The sequence below is a fragment of the Acidianus infernus genome (genome assembly GCF_009729545.1).
Taxonomy (GTDB): domain Archaea; phylum Thermoproteota; class Thermoprotei_A; order Sulfolobales; family Sulfolobaceae; genus Acidianus; species Acidianus infernus.
In genome coordinates this window covers 1,475,453-1,493,297 of record NZ_WFIY01000004.1, presented here as the reverse complement: position 1 = coordinate 1,493,297, position 17,845 = coordinate 1,475,453, and the positions used below count along the sequence as shown (strand labels likewise).

The window sequence follows — 17,845 nt, the reverse complement described above, 5'->3', positions numbered from 1 at the left end:
TTATTTAATTTTGCTAAATTGAAAGGCTTATATTATTAAAGTAAGTTTATATTCCAGTATATACATATGTTTTAATGATAAATATGAGAAGGATTCTAAAAGCAGCAATATTAGGAGCTACGGGTTTAGTAGGAATTGAATACGTAAGAATGCTATCACAACATCCTTATATAAAGCCTGCATATTTAGCGGGAAAAGGTTCTGTAGGTAAACCTTATGGAGAAGTTGTAAGGTGGCAAACAATAGGACAGATTCCAAAAGAAGTTGCAGACATGGAAGTAAAGCCTACAGATCCAAAATTAATGGATGATGTAGACATTGTTTTCTCACCTTTGCCTCAAGGCGCGGCTGGCCCTATAGAAGAGCAGTTCGCAAAGGAAGGTTTTCCAGTGATTAGTAACTCTCCAGATCATAGATTTGATCCAGACGTGCCAATGTTAATTCCAGAGTTAAATCCTCATACTATTTCCTTGATAGATGAACAAAGAAAGAAAAGAGATTGGAAAGGTTTCATAGTAACTACTCCATTATGCACAGCTCAGGGCGCCGCAATACCTTTAGCACCAATTTTTATGAATTTTAAAATGACAGGAGCTTATATAACCACAATACAGTCATTATCGGGAGCAGGATATCCTGGAATTCCTTCACTTGATGTAGTAGATAACATACTGCCTTTAGGAGATAAATATGATGCAAAAACTATAAAGGAAATTACCAGAATATTTAGTGAAGTAAAAAGAAATGTAAACGATCCACCTTTAGAAGAAGTAGCTTTAGATGCAACTACTCATAGAATAGCAACAATCCATGGCCATTATGAAGTTTCATACGTTACTTTCAAAGAAGATGTCAACATAGAGAAAATAAGGGAAACATTAGAGAATTTTAGAGGTGAACCTCAGGATCTAAAGTTACCTACCGCACCGGAAAAACCTATAATAGTAAGAAACGAGGATACTAGACCACAAGTATATTTTGATAGATGGGCTGGAGATCCTCCAGGAATGAGTGTAGTTGTTGGAAGATTAAAGCAAATAAGCAATAGAACAATAAGAATGGTATCGCTAATTCATAATACAATTAGAGGGGCAGCTGGAGGAGGAATTTTAACTGCAGAATTACTTATAGCCAAAGGATATATAGAATGATTAAAATCAGGATATTTTTATTTATATTATCACTTTTATAGGATTAATTTTTTAAATTTAAGGTTATATGAAACTATGTAGGCTTTAAGTAATGGACTATATAGGCCTTGCATTAAAAAATGGCATAGATAAGGAAAAAGCTATTTATGTATATAAAATTTTGAATGGCGGATATTTCATGAAATTATACTATGCAAAGACTCCCATTATTAATGAATTAAAAAATTGGCCAACCTTATATCTTAAAAAGAAGAAATATTTTCCAAAAATTGCGTCTCCTGAATATAACGAAGCAATGCAACTCCTCATAACTCTGGATATATATTCAATTTTAGGAACTTCATTTAGATTGCTTAAAACTAATCTTGAGAAGAAAAGGCTAGAGGATGAGTTAAAAAAAGTATACGATAAAATATCAGAAACCTGCAATAATGAAAATATATTTCCATGTCCTATGAGAACATTTGATGTAAATATAAACCAGGATTTTGAACCATTTATTCAAGATCTTTTTGAAAAAAGGCTTAGAGATCAAAAGGCAGACGTTATGAGTACTATTGAAGAAATAGCGTATAATAGTGAATTTTTTGAAGAATTAAAAAAAGAAGTAAATTGGCTTAAGGCTATAAAAGTAGAAAATACAATAAGAGGAATAGCATTAGCAGGTAAACTCGAAGAGTTCTTGGATAATATTCAAGATATAGTATATTTATTGTCATCTGAGAGAACTCTTTACTTTGATGAGCTATTACTCTCAAATAGCATTGAGGATAGTATTAAAAAAATCTTAGAGGATGGTAGAAAAGCAATTAAGAATGAAATAAATAATGAATTCTCAAAAGACGTTAATTATATATACACACTTATTAGACAACAAGGAAGTTACATATGATCTCATGATTATAGAAGTATTTTTAAGTTATTATTACCTCAAAATATTTGTGAAAACAAAAGAGACCATAAAACAACGAAAAGTTAGAAGTAATGAGAGCATTAGCGCGTTCAAAGAAGAACTTAGAGCACTAAGCTTTGAACCAATTTACGGTGAATCTGTTAAGGATATAATAATGAGATTTACAACTAAGATTCAAGAACTTGCAGAACAATATGGCTATGAGATTGAATTTCCAAAGAAGGCAGAAGTAGAGACTGATGGTAATATCTATTATTTTGTGTACAATATAAAAGTAAAAACTAAGACGAGCGTTAAAAAACTTAAGATAAGCATACAATATATTATGTACGATAATAACCAATGGGTAGGATTAATAACTGGTATAAAATAAAAAAGGTTTTACTTTCTTCTAAATTTCTTTATTATAACTACATCTATAGTTAAGAGTACAGCTAATAGAAGTAATGTCTCACTTAAATTACTAAGAGAATTATCAACTCCATTATTACAAGTTTTGGTTGTAGCATTATCGTTTAATACTTTCCCATTAATTGTTTTGTAAGAGCATATATGACTATTAATTAAATACACAGAACCATTTATTATCGTTAAATTCTTTATAATTGAATTAACTAAAGTAAGATTATGATTTATTATGACGGCATTACATATGTAAGCGTCTTCCACTAATGTTCCATTAAAGTCTTTAATAAATGTGTATGGCAATAGTATAAATTGATCATTTGGTATACTAGGTATAATATTAAGTGTAGAATAACTTAAAGTTGTAGGGAAGGATACTGGAATTCCATCATATGAAGTACCATAAACATATATACACCATTCACCGCTAAGCCCTTCTGCAGAAAGTCCTAAAGGATTAGATTTTTCACATGGTGTAGTAAATTTACCAAACCATTCTCCTTTAGTATAGTATAGCGGCACTGAAAAATCTAAATCTAAAGAATCGAAATTATCTTTCATGTAAGAGGGAATAATTACTGCATTAAATGTTCCAAAGTTTACATTAGTTCCATTTTCATATGTTATAGAAGCTATTATACCTAGAGTCTCATTCTCATATATACTACCATTAGGTATTGTAGTTACTATTACCCTTAAAGTGCAGGACGATATATAAACTTGTGTAAATCCCTCACCATATACCATATGATCAGTAGAATTATAATTTGCTACTGCAACTATTTTGTAATAGCCTCTAGATATATTGTGAGGAAGTGAAATTTCGCTTACATAGAATATTGAATTTGCATAACTTATAGCGTTTATAGAAAAGGAATAAACTAATTGATTAGCCACATTATAGAGCTTTACTGTAACGTTTGGGGCTACAAGAGAGAGCAGTGCTATGCCTATGGTAAAATTACACCCATCTGCTATAGAAACTGGCTCAGTGAATGCACCTGGTATAATATAAGGAATTAAATAAATTCCTTCAACAAACTCAGAAAATCCAAATACGCAACTTATTCTTATAATGTAAATACCACCAAAAGGTGTTGTTGGGGCAAAGCATCCATAAATATAAGATCCGTTATTAATTATGATATATAAATACCCTTGTATAAGATATTCGGGTGATAGTACAGTTTTATTAATCATTTTAAATGTACACGTAGTTATATTATATTGACATAAAAACGCAGTAAAAATTCCATTAGCTTTAGCTGCTGAACCGTTAGCATATAATAGTTCAGCTATTACCTTTATTCCAATAGGACTAGGATAAAGTGCTACTTGAGGACATAAGAACATGGCTTGTAATCCAACTAGTATATAAGTTCCAGCTTTATCGTTGCCTTGAGCCACTACTACTTCTTGAATTCCACTGCCTTTAGCTACAAAGTACCCTATCCAATAAGTACCGTTATAAACTAGAGGGAATTTCTCTAGAATATTACTTCCATTATAGACATATCCTGTAACTGGAACTAAAGGAGAGGCCTTTACTATAACCTTAACCAGTTGACCATCATTATACGTAATATTAGAAACTGCAACACTAATTGTACTTTCATTTCTTATTAATGAAACAAAATATCCAGCATTTATATATCCAAGTCCAGAAACCGGATTATAAGAACTGTTTTTAATATAATATGGCGTATTATATCCAAAAGTTACTTGCTCAAGTGCTTTAGTTCCTTTTAGACTATAAATTAAAGGATTTATAAAGCCAAATTTACCATGTACTTGAGTTGCTAAATCTATTATTCCAGCAACAATTGGTGAAGCTACTGAAGTGCCACCAATTAAATACTCTTCTCCATAATAATAAATTACTGGTACTCCAGTATATGGATTAGCATCAGCTATGACGTCAGGCACTTCTCTAAATCCTTTAGCTCCTTGATACCAAGGAGATGGAAAGATACTACTAAAGCCACCAGTAGATGCACCATATATGCTTTCTCCACTCCATGCCTCTTGAATAGTTTTGTTACAAGAATAATATAAGGTAGAACCGCCTACTGCTAAAACATATGGGTCACTCGCTGGAATCAATAATCCACCTTGTGGAGACAAGAAAAAGTTATATCCATTTCCTCCATAATCTCCGCTTGCTGCAACAAAAGTTATTCCTTCAACTTCGCCTAGCCAATATTCGTAGGTTAATGATTGTAAGTAAGATAATGGTATTAAACCTAAATCAAAATATATTTCTGGAATTCCAAAGCTTTGTGATACAACGCTTACTTTATCTTGTTGATCAACAAAAGCTATTATTGCAGGTAATGGAACGTTTGGATTAGCCACATAAAGTATTATCCCTGCGGCTGGGGCTATAGAATGAGAATATTCTACATCTAAGGAAATTTCTAAAGCCCAACCGCTTTCAATGCCTTGATTGGGATTATACGGCCCTATAGGACATATAATAAATCTAGGAGGATTTTGTATATTGAACTTCTTATCAAAACATATTAGTTGTTGATAAATATATGGATCTCCACAAAAGTCTATTATTCCAATGTTTGTTCCATTACCCATAATTCCTTGAGAATATAAGGGTGTTACATTATAGGCTTCCCTTAATATGCAAGGATAAATCACATTATAAGCTATCGCTTGAGAATAATTATATAAAGTATTAGGCTTTTGTAAAATCTGAGAAGTAATATTAGTTGAAAATACTAAAGCATTACCTATAGATAGCGGTGGGTCTCCAAAGAATTCGTAGAACTTTATATCATGAAAGTTAATTACGTAAAATTTACCGTTAAGTGCTTTTTCAAAGCTACATACTTTACCAGTAGCTAGTATTACATTCATATATACTGAAGTTTGTATTCCAAATTGCGTTAAGTATGATACTGCTTTTATAATTTCATTATTAGGGATGAAAAGTTTATACACGCAAGTCTCGTTAAGAATAATATGATTTTCTATGTCCAATTGCAATTTTGCTAAATTTTTAGGCTGTTCTACTATAGCTACTGTAACAATACAGTTAGGATTTAATTCTTGCAAATTATGATAATTACTCACATTACTAGGAGAATAGAATGGAATCAACTGTGTTATTAAAATTGCCATTATTACTAATATCTTTAACATAATTATACTTGTTAGCTAGGACTCAAAAACTTTTTCATGACATCTAAAAGTCTTTTATTTTTAAGTAATACTTTATAATTATGGAAGAGGAGTTCACATTATTATTACCAAGTTTTAATGCTTATGACTTTTTCAGCAATCCATCGAATATAATGAAATTTATACCATTATTTAAGAGTATTTCACAAATATCTGACAATGAATTTATTGTTAGCATTGGTTGGATCTTAAATGTAAAAATTAACGTAAAAAGAATTTTAGCAAAAAACAGAATTAGTTATATTATATCTAGGAGTGAACAGCCTAGAATAACGGGCAAATTAGACCATATATTTGAGCCTTTACAAGGAAATACTAACTTAACCAAAGTTAAGATAATTTTCTACTATAAAGGACCTTTAGAAAAATTGGTCAAAATAGAATCAAGAAGGTTCTACAATAAAGTTAAGGATGAAATTGACCAACATAATAAAGAAGAAGTTTCTGATATTGAATTTGATAATATACTAAATCAAATGAAGACGATATTATCTGGTATTATAAAAACCGATGACGAATTTGACATGCTAATTAATAAGGCTGTTATGGAAAGTATAAATTCAGAAATAGCGCTCATAATAGGCTCTGATAGAAATAGCATGAAGTTCCTTTTTGATAAAGGTAATCTTATAAAAGAAAAGGGTAGTGTAGAAAACATAAAGTCTGGAATGAAGTTTGTAATGAAGAAAAAAGAATAAAAACATTAAGTTAATGTTAAGAGAGATGTACAAAATACCAGAAGATGGAGAGAAAATTCAATTTAAAGATGGCAAATGGATTACCCCAAATAAGCCTATTATTTTGTATATTGAGGGTGACGGAATAGGTCCGGAAATCGTAAAATCTACAATTGATGTAATAAATAAGGCTGTAGAGCTAAAATATAAAGATAATAGAGAAATCAAGTGGGTAGAAGTTCTAGCTGGAAATAAAGCTGCTCAACTTGTTGGAGATAGATTCCCAAAAGATACACAAGACATGTTAAAAGAATACAGAGTTGTATTAAAAGGCCCTATGGAAACTCCCATAGGTAAAGGTTGGAAATCTGTCAATGTCGCAATAAGAATAATGCTCGACCTTTATGCTAATATAAGACCGGTAAAATACATAGAAGGACTAGAAAGCCCTATAAAAAATCCTGAAAGAGTAAATATGATAATATTTAGAGAAAATACAGACGATTTATATAGAGGAATAGAATACCCATATAATTCTCCAGAAGCAGAAAAAATTAGAAAATTTATAAGAGAAGAACTAAAAGTTGATGTGGAAGATGATACAGGTATAGGGTTTAAAATAATAAGTAAGTTCAAAACTCAAAGAATTACTAGAATGGCAATAAAATATGCACTACAAAATTCCAGAAAGAGAATAACCATCATGCACAAAGGCAATGTTATGAAATATACGGAAGGAGCTTTCAGAGAATGGGCTTATGAAACGGCAATTAACGAATTTAGAGATTTCATAGTCACAGAAGAGGAGGTTACAACTAAATATGGAGGGAAAATTCCAGACGGTAAAATACTTATTAACGATAGAATAGCAGACAACATGTTCCAACAAATTATTACCAGACCTGAAGATTACGACATAATTCTTGCTCCTAATGTTAATGGAGACTATATTTCAGACGCTGCAGGTGCGTTAATAGGTAACATAGGTATGCTTGGTGGAGCTAACGTAGGTGACGACGCAGGTATGTTTGAAGCAGTACACGGAACGGCTCCTAAATACGCCGGGAAAAATGTTGCTAACCCTACAGGAATGATAAGAGGTGGAGAGCTAATGTTAAGATTCATGGGGTGGGTAGAAGCGGCAGATCTTATAGATAAAGCGATTGTAGAAGCTATAAAACAAAAGAAAGTTACTCAAGATCTTGCAAGATATATGAATGTAAAACCGTTGTCTACTACAGAATACACTCAAGAACTCTTAAACATAATGGAAACGTTAGTTTAACTCCCCGGTTTTACTGTATAGAAGAAGAGTTTCAAGTATTACATTACCCTAATCTTCCCACACTGAGTCTAGATTTCCAACGAAACTGTTTTTATACTCATGATAGTAAGGTCAATGTTAACCTTTTATTTATACAAACCATGATTTTATTTGTTCTATTTCTTGTCCCTAAAACTCTGCATTTTTACTCTGTCTCTATGTTTTAAGTCGTAATACATAACTCTAGGTATTATTAATATGATCACTATTAACGCTGAACAGAGAAAATAATAGATTGAATAAAGTTTAGGGAAGATGTACGGATGAAACTCTTCTTTTATACAGTAAAACCGGGGAGTTAATTATCGTGTAATACTATTCCAGGCCAAAACCTGGTACTACTATAAGTAATATTTGAAACAACATTTAACTAATGAAACGAATGAAACAATGTGATTCGAGAGACATTAAAGGGCGGAAAAGGCGAGGTCATAAAAAATCCTAAGGTTTTCATAGACCCTATTTCGGTCTTTACCGAGATACCTTATAGAGAAGATATAATAAAAGAGACAGCAATATCTATTAGATATTTTGTTAAAAACGATGTAAGGTTTTCCAATTTATTCTTGGGACTTACTGGTACAGGTAAAACTTTTGTTGTTAGATACATACTAAATGAGATAGAAGAAGTAAAAAAAGAGGATGAGGATTACAGGAATGTAATACAAGCGTATGTAAATTGCAGGGAAGTTGGAGGTACTCCTCAAGCAGTATTGTCTGTACTAGCTGAGAAATTAACAAACGATATTGTTCCAAAGCATGGCATAAATTTAGGAGAGTATATAGAAAAAATAAAAAATGCAGTAGAAGGCAAGAAAGCTATAGTATATTTAGACGAAGTAGATACTTTAGTTAAAAGAAGGGATGGAGATATAGTTCTATATCAGCTACTTAGGGCAGACGCTGAAATATCAGTAATTATGATTAGTAATGATATTAATGTAAGGGACTACATGGAGCCTCGTGTATTATCATCTCTTGGTCCTTCAGTCATTTTTAAGCCTTACGATGCGGAACAATTAAAAGAAATATTGAGTAAATACGCAGAATATGGTCTGTTCAGAGGGACTTATAATGACGAAATTTTAGCATATATAGCAGCAATCTCGGCCAAAGAGCATGGAGATGCAAGAAAAGCCGTTAATCTGTTATTTAGAGCAGCTCAATTGGCCTCAGGAGAAGGTATAATAAGAAAAGAACACGTTGATAGGGCAATTGTTGAGTACGAGCAAGAGAGGTTAGTTGAAGCTATCAAATCTCTTCCATTTCATTATAAATTAGCCTTAAGAGCGTCATTAGATTCGGAAGATGTAGTAACTGCTCATAAAATTTATGTTGATTTATGTAATAAATTGAAACAAAGACCTTTATCATATAGGCGTTTCTCCGACATAATATCTGAACTTGATATGTTTGGAATAATAAAGATAAAGATACTAAATAAAGGGAGAGCTGGGGGTATAAGAAAGTATATAGAAGTTCCAGATAGGGAAAAGATTATGAAGGCGTTAGACGAAAATTTAGCTGAGGAAATAGGGTATGAATACTAAAGGAAACTTTGCAGATATACGGTGATTGAAAATGCTATGGGAAAAGGTTAAAGAACTTGAAGAAAAATTTTTGCGGATACAAAAAGAAAGAGAGAAATTAGAAGAAGAATTGAAGAGACTTCCCAGTGGGCATATAGATAAGAAAAAAATTGGCAATCACGTTTACTATTATTTAAGGTATTGGGAGGAAGGAAAACTAAAGAGTAAATATTTAGGTAAAGATGCTGAAGAACTACAACAGAAGATAGAGTATTCCATGGACATTAGAAAGAAAGTATCTCTATTAAGAGAAGAAGAGAAAAGACTTCAAAAGATTTTAGATAGGATAAAGAATAGCTTAGAATTTACCTAATATGTCTGCTTAGGTCGTCTATTTTTTCGGCTAGCTTAAAGTCTAAATCAGTTATACCGCCAGCGTCATGAGTTGTTAGTTCAATAATGACTCTATTATAATATATATGCACATCTGGATGATGATCCAAACTATCAGCTACTGGCTGTATTAATTTAAGAAAATTTACCGAATCGTCAAACGTATTAAATTTGAATTCCTTAACTAGTTTGTTATCTTTATATTCCCAGTTATTTAAATTTTTTAACTTATCCCTTATTTCATCTTCAGAAAGCTTGTTCATAAAAAGTATTTGTGTAAAATATTTAAAAATATACGTTCAGCCTGGTTCATTAATTTCATCGATCATTTCAGGGCTCACTCATCATAAACCGGTACTTATTTTATCCCATTTTCTCTTTAAGCCTTCAATTATTGAATTCTTATAAAAATCTGTAGGTTCTCCTTCTCCATCTTTGTAATCTGAGATATAGGCTTGTGCGAAATATTCCTTCCCTTCCTTATCCTTTACCTTTATAACGTCCCTAACGTACTTAATTAAGTGTTCTTCTGCTTTATCTAATGAATTCAATTCATCTTCTAGCATCACGTATATATATCCGTAAACTTTTCCGCCTTTAAATTCTTTCAAATTTGCACAAAGTCCATACTTGCATTTGATATTAAAGATAATTTTATAGTCTTCTAAATATGCTTCAATCTCCTTTAATATTTCTTTAACTCCTCTTTCCTTTAGAATCTCAGGATTCGTGTTTTCAGCATATGCAAAATAATTCACGATTACTGGCATCCCTACCCACCTTGAATAATCTCCAGATTCAATTTCATCCCTAAATTCTATTCCATGATTGTATCTGTAAAAATTTACATTATCTATATAATATCTTCTTTTCTGGTCAAAATAAACTCTAGTTTTTTCTCTTATATATAAGTCGTCTGGTCTACCCTTATAATCTTCTACTTCATCAAGAAGGTTTATTAATTCATCTTTTATTTCGTAGACTTCTCCCCATACTATGCCGTCTCCTCTAACTACACCAGGATAATTTCCTATATCATACATCTTGTACCCTTCTATAAAGCCTAAGCCTACAAATCTACTATCTTTAAGTAAATGATGAAGCTCAAAACCATATCTTAAAGTTCCGTAAGCAAATAAGTACATCATGTATCACTACTCTCTAAATACTCTATCCACAGTCCTAATTCATCTAAATCCATTTTCCTAATTACTTCATTAGACTCATTTTTAATTTCAGCATATAAAATCTGTAAGTTTCCTTCATTATCCTTTTTGCAGTGTATTTCTACTATTCTAAAATTTTCTCCCTCTATACCTGACGCATCAAGTAAGGAAGGAGTAGTATAGCTTATAATAATATCGTTACCGTTTTCTGATATACTGTAATTGCCATAACTTTTTAATTTTTCCAAAGCTTTAGATGATAACTTCATTATTTTTATTTTTTCTCACTATAAGCTTTAAATCTTGCATTCCGACCACTATAACTTCGTCTCCAGAACTTATTGGCTCCTCGGCTATTGCTCTCCAATATTCGCCTTCTATTAATATATAACCCTCTTTTCCTTTTGGAATATCCTCTAAAGCTTTTCCTATTTTGCCATTATATGAATATAAGTTTCTCTTTCTAGTTTTTATTATAACGTAAAAAATTCTATATGTAAGAAATCCCACTATAGCAAAAGATGGAATATCTATTATAGGGTCAGAAATATAACCAGTAGCTATTAATATGATGATCAAGACTATTATGATTATAATCGGAATAACTATATGGTGTGCCACAATTTTATTATAGCTTAAGTAATTAAATAATCTTATGAACTCATTATTATCATTAAGCTTAATATTGCTACTCTTATTACCGCTATCTTCTGTAGCTCTTGTTCATTCATTTACAATTGGAGACCCTGCTTATCCATCTGGCATGTCGTTTTTCCCTCTTACTAATGTAATTTATACAACATATGTTATGGGTACAGTTAATATAACAAGTCTTAATATAGGTAACTCTTATCTACCTTCGGGAATGTTTTTTGCAAAGGGTAATGCTTCTCTCCAACTAAACGCTATGATAGACGGAAAATACTGGGCACAAGACGTTGCATTGTTTCATGAAATAAATAATAAAGAATTTGAAATTACGATGATAATAAATCTATGGAATTTATCCGGTCCATTTAAGATTTTGAAAAATAATATTACTACATATCAAGGTCTAGGGGTTTATCTGTATCAAGGTCCTACATTTAATGTTACTCTTCCACTTCATTTCTCACTTTTCATGAACGCTACTAAGGCTCTTGAATTTGGATACTGCATTAATGGCAAGAAATATGTATATCAAATCCTACCATATTTTGGAAATTTTCAGATAGGAGGGTTATCTATATTAGGACTACCCAATGATTTAGAGTTCGTCTGGGGAGGTCCAGGTTGTGGAAGCCAAGTATGTATGTCTGGTAATATGAGTGAAGAAATATACTATTTGCAACAAGGAAAACTAGTTATACCTTCCTCAGCGTTCTCTGTAGGATTAGATACTGCAGAAAGCGCATATGGCCTTAAAGTATTTGCAAATTTTGAAAATATTTCAAGTCCTTTTGCGTGCGTTACTAAAGGAATTAATTCTCCATCAGTTCTTTGGCCGATACCTCCATCAATTATAGTGCAATCTAATGGTAGCATAAAACATGTCAGGCTTTGCATTAATGGATTTCCATTATCCAATCAAGAAGTTGAAGTATTAGTTCCTTCTGCTAATTTATCTTCTCCAATACCTTTTACAAGTGTAAAAGAATTAGGATACACAAATAGTACCGGAGAAATAACATTTAATATTTCTACTCAGAGTCTATATATAATTTACTATCCTGGAAATTATACATTGTCCTCAGCGTATGATATTTCATCTCCATTATTATCTCACTTAGTTTCTTCAATGAAATCTGCTTACGATTCTTTAGTTAACTTTCTAAAAAGTTATAACTTTAAACATGCTTTATCATCCTCTTTCTCGAGAATAAAGTACAAATCACAGAGCGTTAATATAGACTATTTACTTTTAGAATATATTGGAGCTTTTGTCGTGGGAATCTTAGTTTCTGCTATCTTAGCTAAATATAAGTTTTAAACTCTGAAAGTAATATATAAGGTATGGATACAAGTTTAATAATTGGTTTAATTTTACTTTTGATAATAATCTTAATATTTGTAGGAATGTCATTAAGACAAGTTAAAGAATGGGAAAGAGCCGTAGTTTTAAGGTTAGGTAGAATTTTGGGAGTAAAAGGTCCAGGTATAATTTTTCTAATTCCCTTCATCGATAGACCAGTAATAGTTGATTTAAGAATAGTTACTGTCGATATTCCTCCTCAAACAATTATAACTAAGGATAACGTAACTATATCTATAGACGCGGTAGTATATTACAAGGTACTAGATCCTATCAAGGCAGTCTCAATGGTTTACGATTATAGATCTGCGGTTTTAAATATTTCTCAAACTTCCTTAAGAGATATTGTAGGCCAAATGGAACTAGACGAAGTCTTAAGTAAGAGGGAAGAGATAAACAAAAAATTGCAAGAGATATTAGATAATTATACTGAAGCGTGGGGAATAAAAGTCACCGCTGTCACAGTGAGGGACATAAAGCTTTCTCAGGATCTATTATCTGCAATGGCTAGACAAGCTGAGGCTGAAAGACAAAGAAGAGCTAGAGTAATTTTAAGTGAAGGAGAAAGACAAGCTTCAACAATACTAGCTGAAGCTTCTCAAGCATATAAAAATAATCCAGCAGCTCTTCAACTTAGATTCTTAGAGACTCTTTCGGATATCTCACAAAAAGGAGGATTAATAATAGTGGTCCCAGCAGGTCAAGAATTATACCCTACAATTTCACTAGCGTCGTTTGCTGCAAGCTATGTAAAACAACAAGAAATAGGACAGAAATAAAAATAAATTTTAACTTCACATTGATAATGCTTCAAGTACTAAGTATTCTTCTAATTCCATGGCTATCAAGTATCACTTAGCAGATAATTTTAAAAATACTTGCCATTAGAACCTATAGACAAAAGTCTAACTTTCAATAGAATCTAGTAATTTCATCCATTTTTTACCGTTCTCATCCATTCCGCTCTCAACTTCATAGCCCATTGCCATCCATCCTGCCATTCCATATTGCATATGGATAGCTTTCTTTTTGTATATATGAGGCATTCCATAAGTTGCGTAAAATGCTCTATTTCCATGCTCGCATATTACTGCAACGTCATTGTCTGGTAGGAATTTTGATAGAACTTCAAGATAATCTAAAGGTATTAGTATTGCGCCAGGTATATGATGGTCTTCATATTCCTCTGGTGTTCTTACGTCTATCAGAGTTATCTTATTTTGTTTCCATAATTTTCTTACGGAAGAAGGAGGTAAGCTAAGAATATGTTTATAATATGGAGTAGTGTATTGTTCTACGACTTGCATAGGGTAAAAATGGTTATTATACTTAAATATCTTTCTTTTAATACTAGTGTTATAAGTTTTTCAAGAATATTAAGAAATTATAAAATTATTTATTTTTAATTAAGTATAGCTTAAAATGTCCTCTTTTCCAGTTATTTTCTTCCTTCCAGCAAATCCCTCTTCTACGTAGTGCCAAAAACTTATCTTTTCTTCTCCATCTTTCCAACATAGGTAAGCAGGCCTTCCATTTATTACAGCAGGAAAATCAAGTATTCCTAAATCCGGGTCTCTTATTATTATTCCCTGGGACGTTATTTCCTTAATTATCTTATCTATCTTTTTAGCACCTTCACTTAGTGCCTCTTTCTCTCCTTTGACTAATGCTTCTTCAATTTGTAGTCTGGTCTGTCTAAGTTCTTTTATCTTTTCCTTTATCCAAGGGAGTAAAGAATTAGCAGTGTTTAAATCAAAGTAGATCATAAGAAAAAATGGTAAAACTTGAATATTAAGAATGATGAACCTTACAAGGGCTGATTTATGATGTCCTGGCTTTCTCTGATCTAAATGCGTTCCTTATATCTATAATTTCCAGATTATTGTAAGGACAAGCTTCTACACAATCTCCGCAACCTACACATGAAATCCTATTAGTATATCCTTTAGATAATACGTCAGTTCTTATAGGTATTTTAACCGGGCAAGCGCTTTCACACTGTACAGTTTTACAACTTTTGCAAGTATCTACTGAATCTGCCTTTATCTTAAAGAGAATTTTATTAAATAAACCAACAAAATTTCCGAATCCGCACCAACCCTGTCTTGCACATGAATAAGTCCCGAATACTGGTGTTAGGAAGAAGAAGAACCACCATACATAATTAAGTGTGAACATTCCATAAAAGTCTAGTAAAGGTATCTGTAAAGTTCCTATTGAAGGATTCTTTGCAATTCCTAGATATATTAGAAAAACATAAGTGAATACTATTATCATTATGCTCAAACTTATCCATCTAATGTATTCCCAAATTTTACTAGATTTTTTTGGTTTAAATTGATCATAATATATATTAGTCCACATATGTGCTGACATGCATACTAAGTTGCAGTAGGCTCTCCTCCCAAAAAGCGTTGATGCTAGAGCTATGGCTACTAAAGATAGTGTTAAAGATAGTAATGTAGGAGCAAATTCTGGATTAATATGAGAAAGCATTCCACTCATTCCGAAGATATACGTTTGAGTGTAATAAGGAAGTAACCATACAAATAATGGAATTCCCACAAGTATGGCTACTGCCCAACTTTTAACATTAGAATTCTTAGCTGTTTTAAATCTCTCATATACCAAATAGCTCATTTCTGCACCCATCATAACCACATAGAATGGCATCATAGTGGTCATCATTATTAGCATGTACGATGCCCAGAATCCTGCAAATAGAATATTATGAGTAGCCATCATTGCTTGCTTATAAGCCATGGAAGTCATGCTCCAAGGATCTGTAGGAAATATCCACCACCACGGATTAGATGTAGGACTCCACATTAGCATATGCATATGCATAGGATCCATTGATTTACTATGCATGCTCATCATACTAGGCATCCATAAATTGTTGGTTATTCTGAATCCTAATACGCTTTCTCCAAATCCCATAGTTAATTCAGCAAAATTAATAAATATTACAAATACTAGTGGATATTTTAAACCTAGTTTTATTTTTACATCTTTAAATCTATAAAGTACTAAAGTAAAGTACCATACCATGGAAGCAATCATTGTTAAAGAAATTGTATAAAGGTCTTTAGATGTTGCATATATTGATAAACTAAGCATCATTACAAAATCAAAAAATCCTAATGATATTGATAGTAACTGTGCGTTGAATGTTAATTTTCTTGATTCGATTAGATATAATGTTATTATATTAACTATCATAATTATCGAAGCAATTAAGGATCCTACTAGTTCTGTGTACGCAGAGAACGTAAAGAAGATGTTAGGCATGAAAGCCATCGAGGACGCAAATGTAAATAATGCTAATTCCTCGATTTTTCTTGGAGATAGAGCTAAGAAGAATATTGAATCTGCCAACATCATAACTCCGAAGGCTATGTTACTCACTGAGTCAATTAAAGGATTTATATGAGGTCCAAAAGCTTCGGAATATGCGTAACCCATCGCAATTTCGTCAGCAACTATGGTTAAAGCTAAAGTTAAAGCAGAAGTCTTATCTTCTCTCCATCTGGTTATTGAATTCTTCATCATAGTAGAGAGTATTATGGGTATTGAAGCAATAATTAAGGATACTGGTTCTATTATTATACTCCCGTGTGAGAACAAAATATAACTAATATCTACAGCTTCTACTGACATGTAAAGTAATACTGAGCTTACGAAGAATATAGCCTTCTTATTTACTATTGGCCTTCTTAGCAAGTAGTACAGTATTATAAAGTCTGCAGTCATCATTCCAATTATATACACAAGGATTGCCAATTGTAGATAATTCATATGATAATTTCAATTCATATACTATATAAACCTTAGTTTTAATGAATAGAAAATGTATAAAATTTTAATTTATTTAACTTTTCTTACCCATATGTATGCAAAAAGCTTACAAAAAGGAGGTTAAGGGGGAGGAAAGGGGATGGATAGCCCAAGACGTTAATGACGCACCTCCACAGCTCGAGTGAAGGGCAAACAGCATGAAAGTCCCCTCAAATGGTGGTCTCTGGACCACCCGAGTCGATGGTGGTAACTATGAGCCCCTTGGGAGGGAACACTTCCAGGGCGGGGAGGAAGTCAGTTGAGCAACTATTAAAGATTAATGCATATAATGCACGTCATAAATAAGTAAGAATTCCTTACAATCTATTTTAATTAGCTTAAATAATAACTTAAACTATGATCGTAAGAATATTTAAGGACGATGAGACGTATGTTATAAACAATTTTAATGGCAATATTTATGGTAGTAATGCTTATGAAGCAGGTAGGGTATTTTATTTTATCCAAAAAGCTATATATTCTATGCCAAGACTTTATGGTAAAGTGAATGACTTTAAGGATCCTTTAGATTCTTGGAAAAGGGCATTTGATGAGACTTTGTCTAGTATGATCTCTTTAATGCTTACTGAAGGAAGAATAAAGTTTTATATCAATTTTGAGATTGAGAGTGAAATATTTAATATTAAAGGTAAAATTGACGGCAATAAAATAAGTTTATCTTCTAGTTTACTTAAGGTTCCAGAGGGAATAACAAACGATTTAAAGGGAGCCATTTTACTTGATTCATTCTATTTTAATCATATAGAGCGAAAAAGGCCTTTTATTTTACCTTCTGCTAGAGACGGTTTTCTAGCATCATTTTATAAGTTTGTTGTATTTCAATCTGAGGGAATTTCTGGTATTCCTAGAAGTATGGGTATTGCTGCTGAGTTCATTAATTCAATCTCTATAAATCCTGGATATAAGGATGAAATTTTAGGGCATCAGATTGTTGTAAACAATGAAGGTCTTTTTATTGATGATCAGCCAGCATATAATTCCTCCTCTGAATTACTCAGTTTATTTGCACTAAAGTATTTTTTATTGAATACTACAAGCAATGATGTACTTATTATTGAAGATGTAGAAGCTCATCTAAGCAATGAAGGAAAAACTCTTCTTAACGAGTATTTAAAGACTGCTAAATGTAATATTGTCTTTGTAAGTAATTACAGTAAGTTTTCAGAGTAATATCGCTCTCTATTACCCTAAAGCAAGTTTTTAATTATACCCTAAAAGATTTA

The 17,845-nt window shown here is 32.0% G+C and carries 18 protein-coding genes; 10 read left to right on the top strand and 8 right to left on the bottom strand.

Features of this window, described 5'->3' with window-relative positions:
- Nucleotides 1-83: 83 nt before the first annotated feature.
- From asd to D1867_RS08615, 3 genes are all read left to right on the top strand, one after another.
- Nucleotides 84-1,151 (top strand): aspartate-semialdehyde dehydrogenase, encoded by a 1,068-nt coding sequence (gene asd, locus D1867_RS08625; protein WP_155864453.1) that lies wholly within the window; start codon nucleotides 84-86, stop codon nucleotides 1,149-1,151.
- A gap of 91 nt (nucleotides 1,152-1,242) precedes the next feature.
- Nucleotides 1,243-2,043, top strand: a complete 801-nt coding sequence (locus D1867_RS08620) for a hypothetical protein (protein WP_155863778.1) — start codon at nucleotides 1,243-1,245, stop codon at nucleotides 2,041-2,043.
- Between the two features lie 49 nt (nucleotides 2,044-2,092).
- On the top strand, nucleotides 2,093-2,437 hold the full coding sequence (locus D1867_RS08615; RefSeq protein WP_338078015.1) for a hypothetical protein: 345 nt from the start codon (nucleotides 2,093-2,095) through the stop codon (nucleotides 2,435-2,437).
- 8 nt (nucleotides 2,438-2,445) lie between these two features.
- On the opposite strand, the gene D1867_RS08610 is transcribed toward D1867_RS08615, so the two are convergent.
- Entirely contained in the window at nucleotides 2,446-5,625 is a 3,180-nt protein-coding gene (locus D1867_RS08610; RefSeq protein WP_240872204.1) for a S53 family peptidase, read from the bottom strand.
- Between the two features lie 80 nt (nucleotides 5,626-5,705).
- Between D1867_RS08610 and D1867_RS08605 the strand changes: the two genes are divergently transcribed.
- From D1867_RS08605 to D1867_RS08590, 4 genes are all read left to right on the top strand, one after another.
- On the top strand, nucleotides 5,706-6,362 hold the full coding sequence (locus D1867_RS08605) for a hypothetical protein (protein ID WP_155863776.1): 657 nt from the start codon (nucleotides 5,706-5,708) through the stop codon (nucleotides 6,360-6,362).
- Nucleotides 6,363-6,387: 25 nt separating this feature from the next.
- Nucleotides 6,388-7,626, top strand: coding sequence for an NADP-dependent isocitrate dehydrogenase (locus D1867_RS08600; RefSeq protein WP_155863775.1), 1,239 nt, complete (start codon nucleotides 6,388-6,390; stop codon nucleotides 7,624-7,626).
- A gap of 431 nt (nucleotides 7,627-8,057) precedes the next feature.
- On the top strand, nucleotides 8,058-9,215 hold the full coding sequence (locus tag D1867_RS08595) for a Cdc6/Cdc18 family protein (RefSeq protein ID WP_338078014.1): 1,158 nt from the start codon (nucleotides 8,058-8,060) through the stop codon (nucleotides 9,213-9,215).
- A 31-nt stretch (nucleotides 9,216-9,246) separates the two neighbouring features.
- A complete protein-coding gene (locus D1867_RS08590) occupies nucleotides 9,247-9,567 on the top strand; it encodes a DUF6788 family protein (RefSeq protein ID WP_155863774.1) in 321 nt (106 codons plus the stop codon).
- On the opposite strand, the gene D1867_RS08585 is transcribed toward D1867_RS08590, so the two are convergent.
- The 4 genes from D1867_RS08585 to D1867_RS08570 all read right to left on the bottom strand — a co-directional run bounded on the left by D1867_RS08585 (nucleotide 9,560) and on the right by D1867_RS08570 (nucleotide 11,374).
- Complete coding sequence (locus D1867_RS08585) at nucleotides 9,560-9,850, bottom strand: 4a-hydroxytetrahydrobiopterin dehydratase (RefSeq protein ID WP_155863773.1); 291 nt, start codon at nucleotides 9,848-9,850, stop codon at nucleotides 9,560-9,562. The genes D1867_RS08590 and D1867_RS08585 overlap by 8 nt on opposite strands.
- An 81-nt stretch (nucleotides 9,851-9,931) precedes the next feature.
- The gene (locus D1867_RS08580; RefSeq protein ID WP_155864451.1) at nucleotides 9,932-10,732 is read right to left on the bottom strand and encodes a gamma-glutamylcyclotransferase family protein; all 801 of its coding nucleotides are present in this window, start codon (nucleotides 10,730-10,732) and stop codon (nucleotides 9,932-9,934) included.
- Nucleotides 10,732-11,022 carry a hypothetical protein gene (locus D1867_RS08575; protein WP_155863772.1) on the bottom strand — a complete coding sequence of 97 codons (291 nt, stop codon included), beginning with the start codon at nucleotides 11,020-11,022 and terminating at the stop codon, nucleotides 10,732-10,734. Before D1867_RS08575 ends, D1867_RS08580 begins: the two co-directional genes overlap by 1 nt.
- Nucleotides 11,006-11,374 (bottom strand): NfeD family protein, encoded by a 369-nt coding sequence (locus tag D1867_RS08570; protein ID WP_338078013.1) that lies wholly within the window; start codon nucleotides 11,372-11,374, stop codon nucleotides 11,006-11,008. The genes D1867_RS08575 and D1867_RS08570 overlap by 17 nt, the downstream gene beginning before the upstream one ends.
- Before the next feature lie 34 nt (nucleotides 11,375-11,408).
- Here D1867_RS08570 and D1867_RS08565 point away from each other — a divergent pair, with 34 nt between their 5' ends.
- Nucleotides 11,409-12,722, top strand: coding sequence for a thermopsin family protease (locus D1867_RS08565; RefSeq protein WP_155863771.1), 1,314 nt, complete (start codon nucleotides 11,409-11,411; stop codon nucleotides 12,720-12,722).
- A gap of 23 nt (nucleotides 12,723-12,745) precedes the next feature.
- Nucleotides 12,746-13,543: a slipin family protein gene (locus tag D1867_RS08560; RefSeq protein ID WP_155863770.1), complete on the top strand. Its 798-nt coding sequence runs from the start codon at nucleotides 12,746-12,748 to the stop codon at nucleotides 13,541-13,543.
- Between the two features lie 126 nt (nucleotides 13,544-13,669).
- Here D1867_RS08560 and D1867_RS08555 read toward each other — a convergent pair whose 3' ends face one another.
- The 3 genes from D1867_RS08555 to D1867_RS08545 form a co-directional block, all read right to left on the bottom strand.
- Nucleotides 13,670-14,071 carry a rhodanese-like domain-containing protein gene (locus D1867_RS08555; RefSeq protein ID WP_155863769.1) on the bottom strand — a complete coding sequence of 134 codons (402 nt, stop codon included), beginning with the start codon at nucleotides 14,069-14,071 and terminating at the stop codon, nucleotides 13,670-13,672.
- 99 nt (nucleotides 14,072-14,170) lie between these two features.
- Complete coding sequence (locus tag D1867_RS08550) at nucleotides 14,171-14,530, bottom strand: DUF2203 domain-containing protein (protein ID WP_155863768.1); 360 nt, start codon at nucleotides 14,528-14,530, stop codon at nucleotides 14,171-14,173.
- 55 nt (nucleotides 14,531-14,585) lie between these two features.
- A complete protein-coding gene (locus D1867_RS08545) occupies nucleotides 14,586-16,562 on the bottom strand; it encodes a 4Fe-4S binding protein (RefSeq protein WP_155863767.1) in 1,977 nt (658 codons plus the stop codon).
- A gap of 396 nt (nucleotides 16,563-16,958) precedes the next feature.
- On the opposite strand from D1867_RS08545, the gene D1867_RS08540 reads away from it, so the two are divergent.
- Nucleotides 16,959-17,792 (top strand): hypothetical protein, encoded by an 834-nt coding sequence (locus D1867_RS08540; protein ID WP_155863766.1) that lies wholly within the window; start codon nucleotides 16,959-16,961, stop codon nucleotides 17,790-17,792.
- Nucleotides 17,793-17,845 lie beyond the last annotated feature (53 nt).

What these genes read in the sequence shown, in the direction of transcription:
- asd (WP_155864453.1), top strand. Translation starts at nt 84, where the DNA reads ATGAGAAGGATTCTAAAAGCAGCAATATTAGGAGCTACGGGTTTAGTA.
- D1867_RS08620 (WP_155863778.1), top strand. Translation starts at nt 1,243, where the DNA reads ATGGACTATATAGGCCTTGCATTAAAAAATGGCATAGATAAGGAAAAA.
- D1867_RS08610 (WP_240872204.1), bottom strand. Translation starts at nt 5,625, where the DNA reads ATGTTAAAGATATTAGTAATAATGGCAATTTTAATAACACAGTTGATT.
- D1867_RS08605 (WP_155863776.1), top strand. Translation starts at nt 5,706, where the DNA reads ATGGAAGAGGAGTTCACATTATTATTACCAAGTTTTAATGCTTATGAC.
- D1867_RS08600 (WP_155863775.1), top strand. Translation starts at nt 6,388, where the DNA reads ATGTACAAAATACCAGAAGATGGAGAGAAAATTCAATTTAAAGATGGC.
- D1867_RS08590 (WP_155863774.1), top strand. Translation starts at nt 9,247, where the DNA reads ATGCTATGGGAAAAGGTTAAAGAACTTGAAGAAAAATTTTTGCGGATA.
- D1867_RS08585 (WP_155863773.1), bottom strand. Translation starts at nt 9,850, where the DNA reads ATGAACAAGCTTTCTGAAGATGAAATAAGGGATAAGTTAAAAAATTTA.
- D1867_RS08580 (WP_155864451.1), bottom strand. Translation starts at nt 10,732, where the DNA reads ATGTACTTATTTGCTTACGGAACTTTAAGATATGGTTTTGAGCTTCAT.
- D1867_RS08575 (WP_155863772.1), bottom strand. Translation starts at nt 11,022, where the DNA reads ATGAAGTTATCATCTAAAGCTTTGGAAAAATTAAAAAGTTATGGCAAT.
- D1867_RS08565 (WP_155863771.1), top strand. Translation starts at nt 11,409, where the DNA reads ATGAACTCATTATTATCATTAAGCTTAATATTGCTACTCTTATTACCG.
- D1867_RS08560 (WP_155863770.1), top strand. Translation starts at nt 12,746, where the DNA reads ATGGATACAAGTTTAATAATTGGTTTAATTTTACTTTTGATAATAATC.
- D1867_RS08555 (WP_155863769.1), bottom strand. Translation starts at nt 14,071, where the DNA reads ATGCAAGTCGTAGAACAATACACTACTCCATATTATAAACATATTCTT.
- D1867_RS08550 (WP_155863768.1), bottom strand. Translation starts at nt 14,530, where the DNA reads ATGATCTACTTTGATTTAAACACTGCTAATTCTTTACTCCCTTGGATA.
- D1867_RS08545 (WP_155863767.1), bottom strand. Translation starts at nt 16,562, where the DNA reads ATGAATTATCTACAATTGGCAATCCTTGTGTATATAATTGGAATGATG.
- D1867_RS08540 (WP_155863766.1), top strand. Translation starts at nt 16,959, where the DNA reads ATGATCGTAAGAATATTTAAGGACGATGAGACGTATGTTATAAACAAT.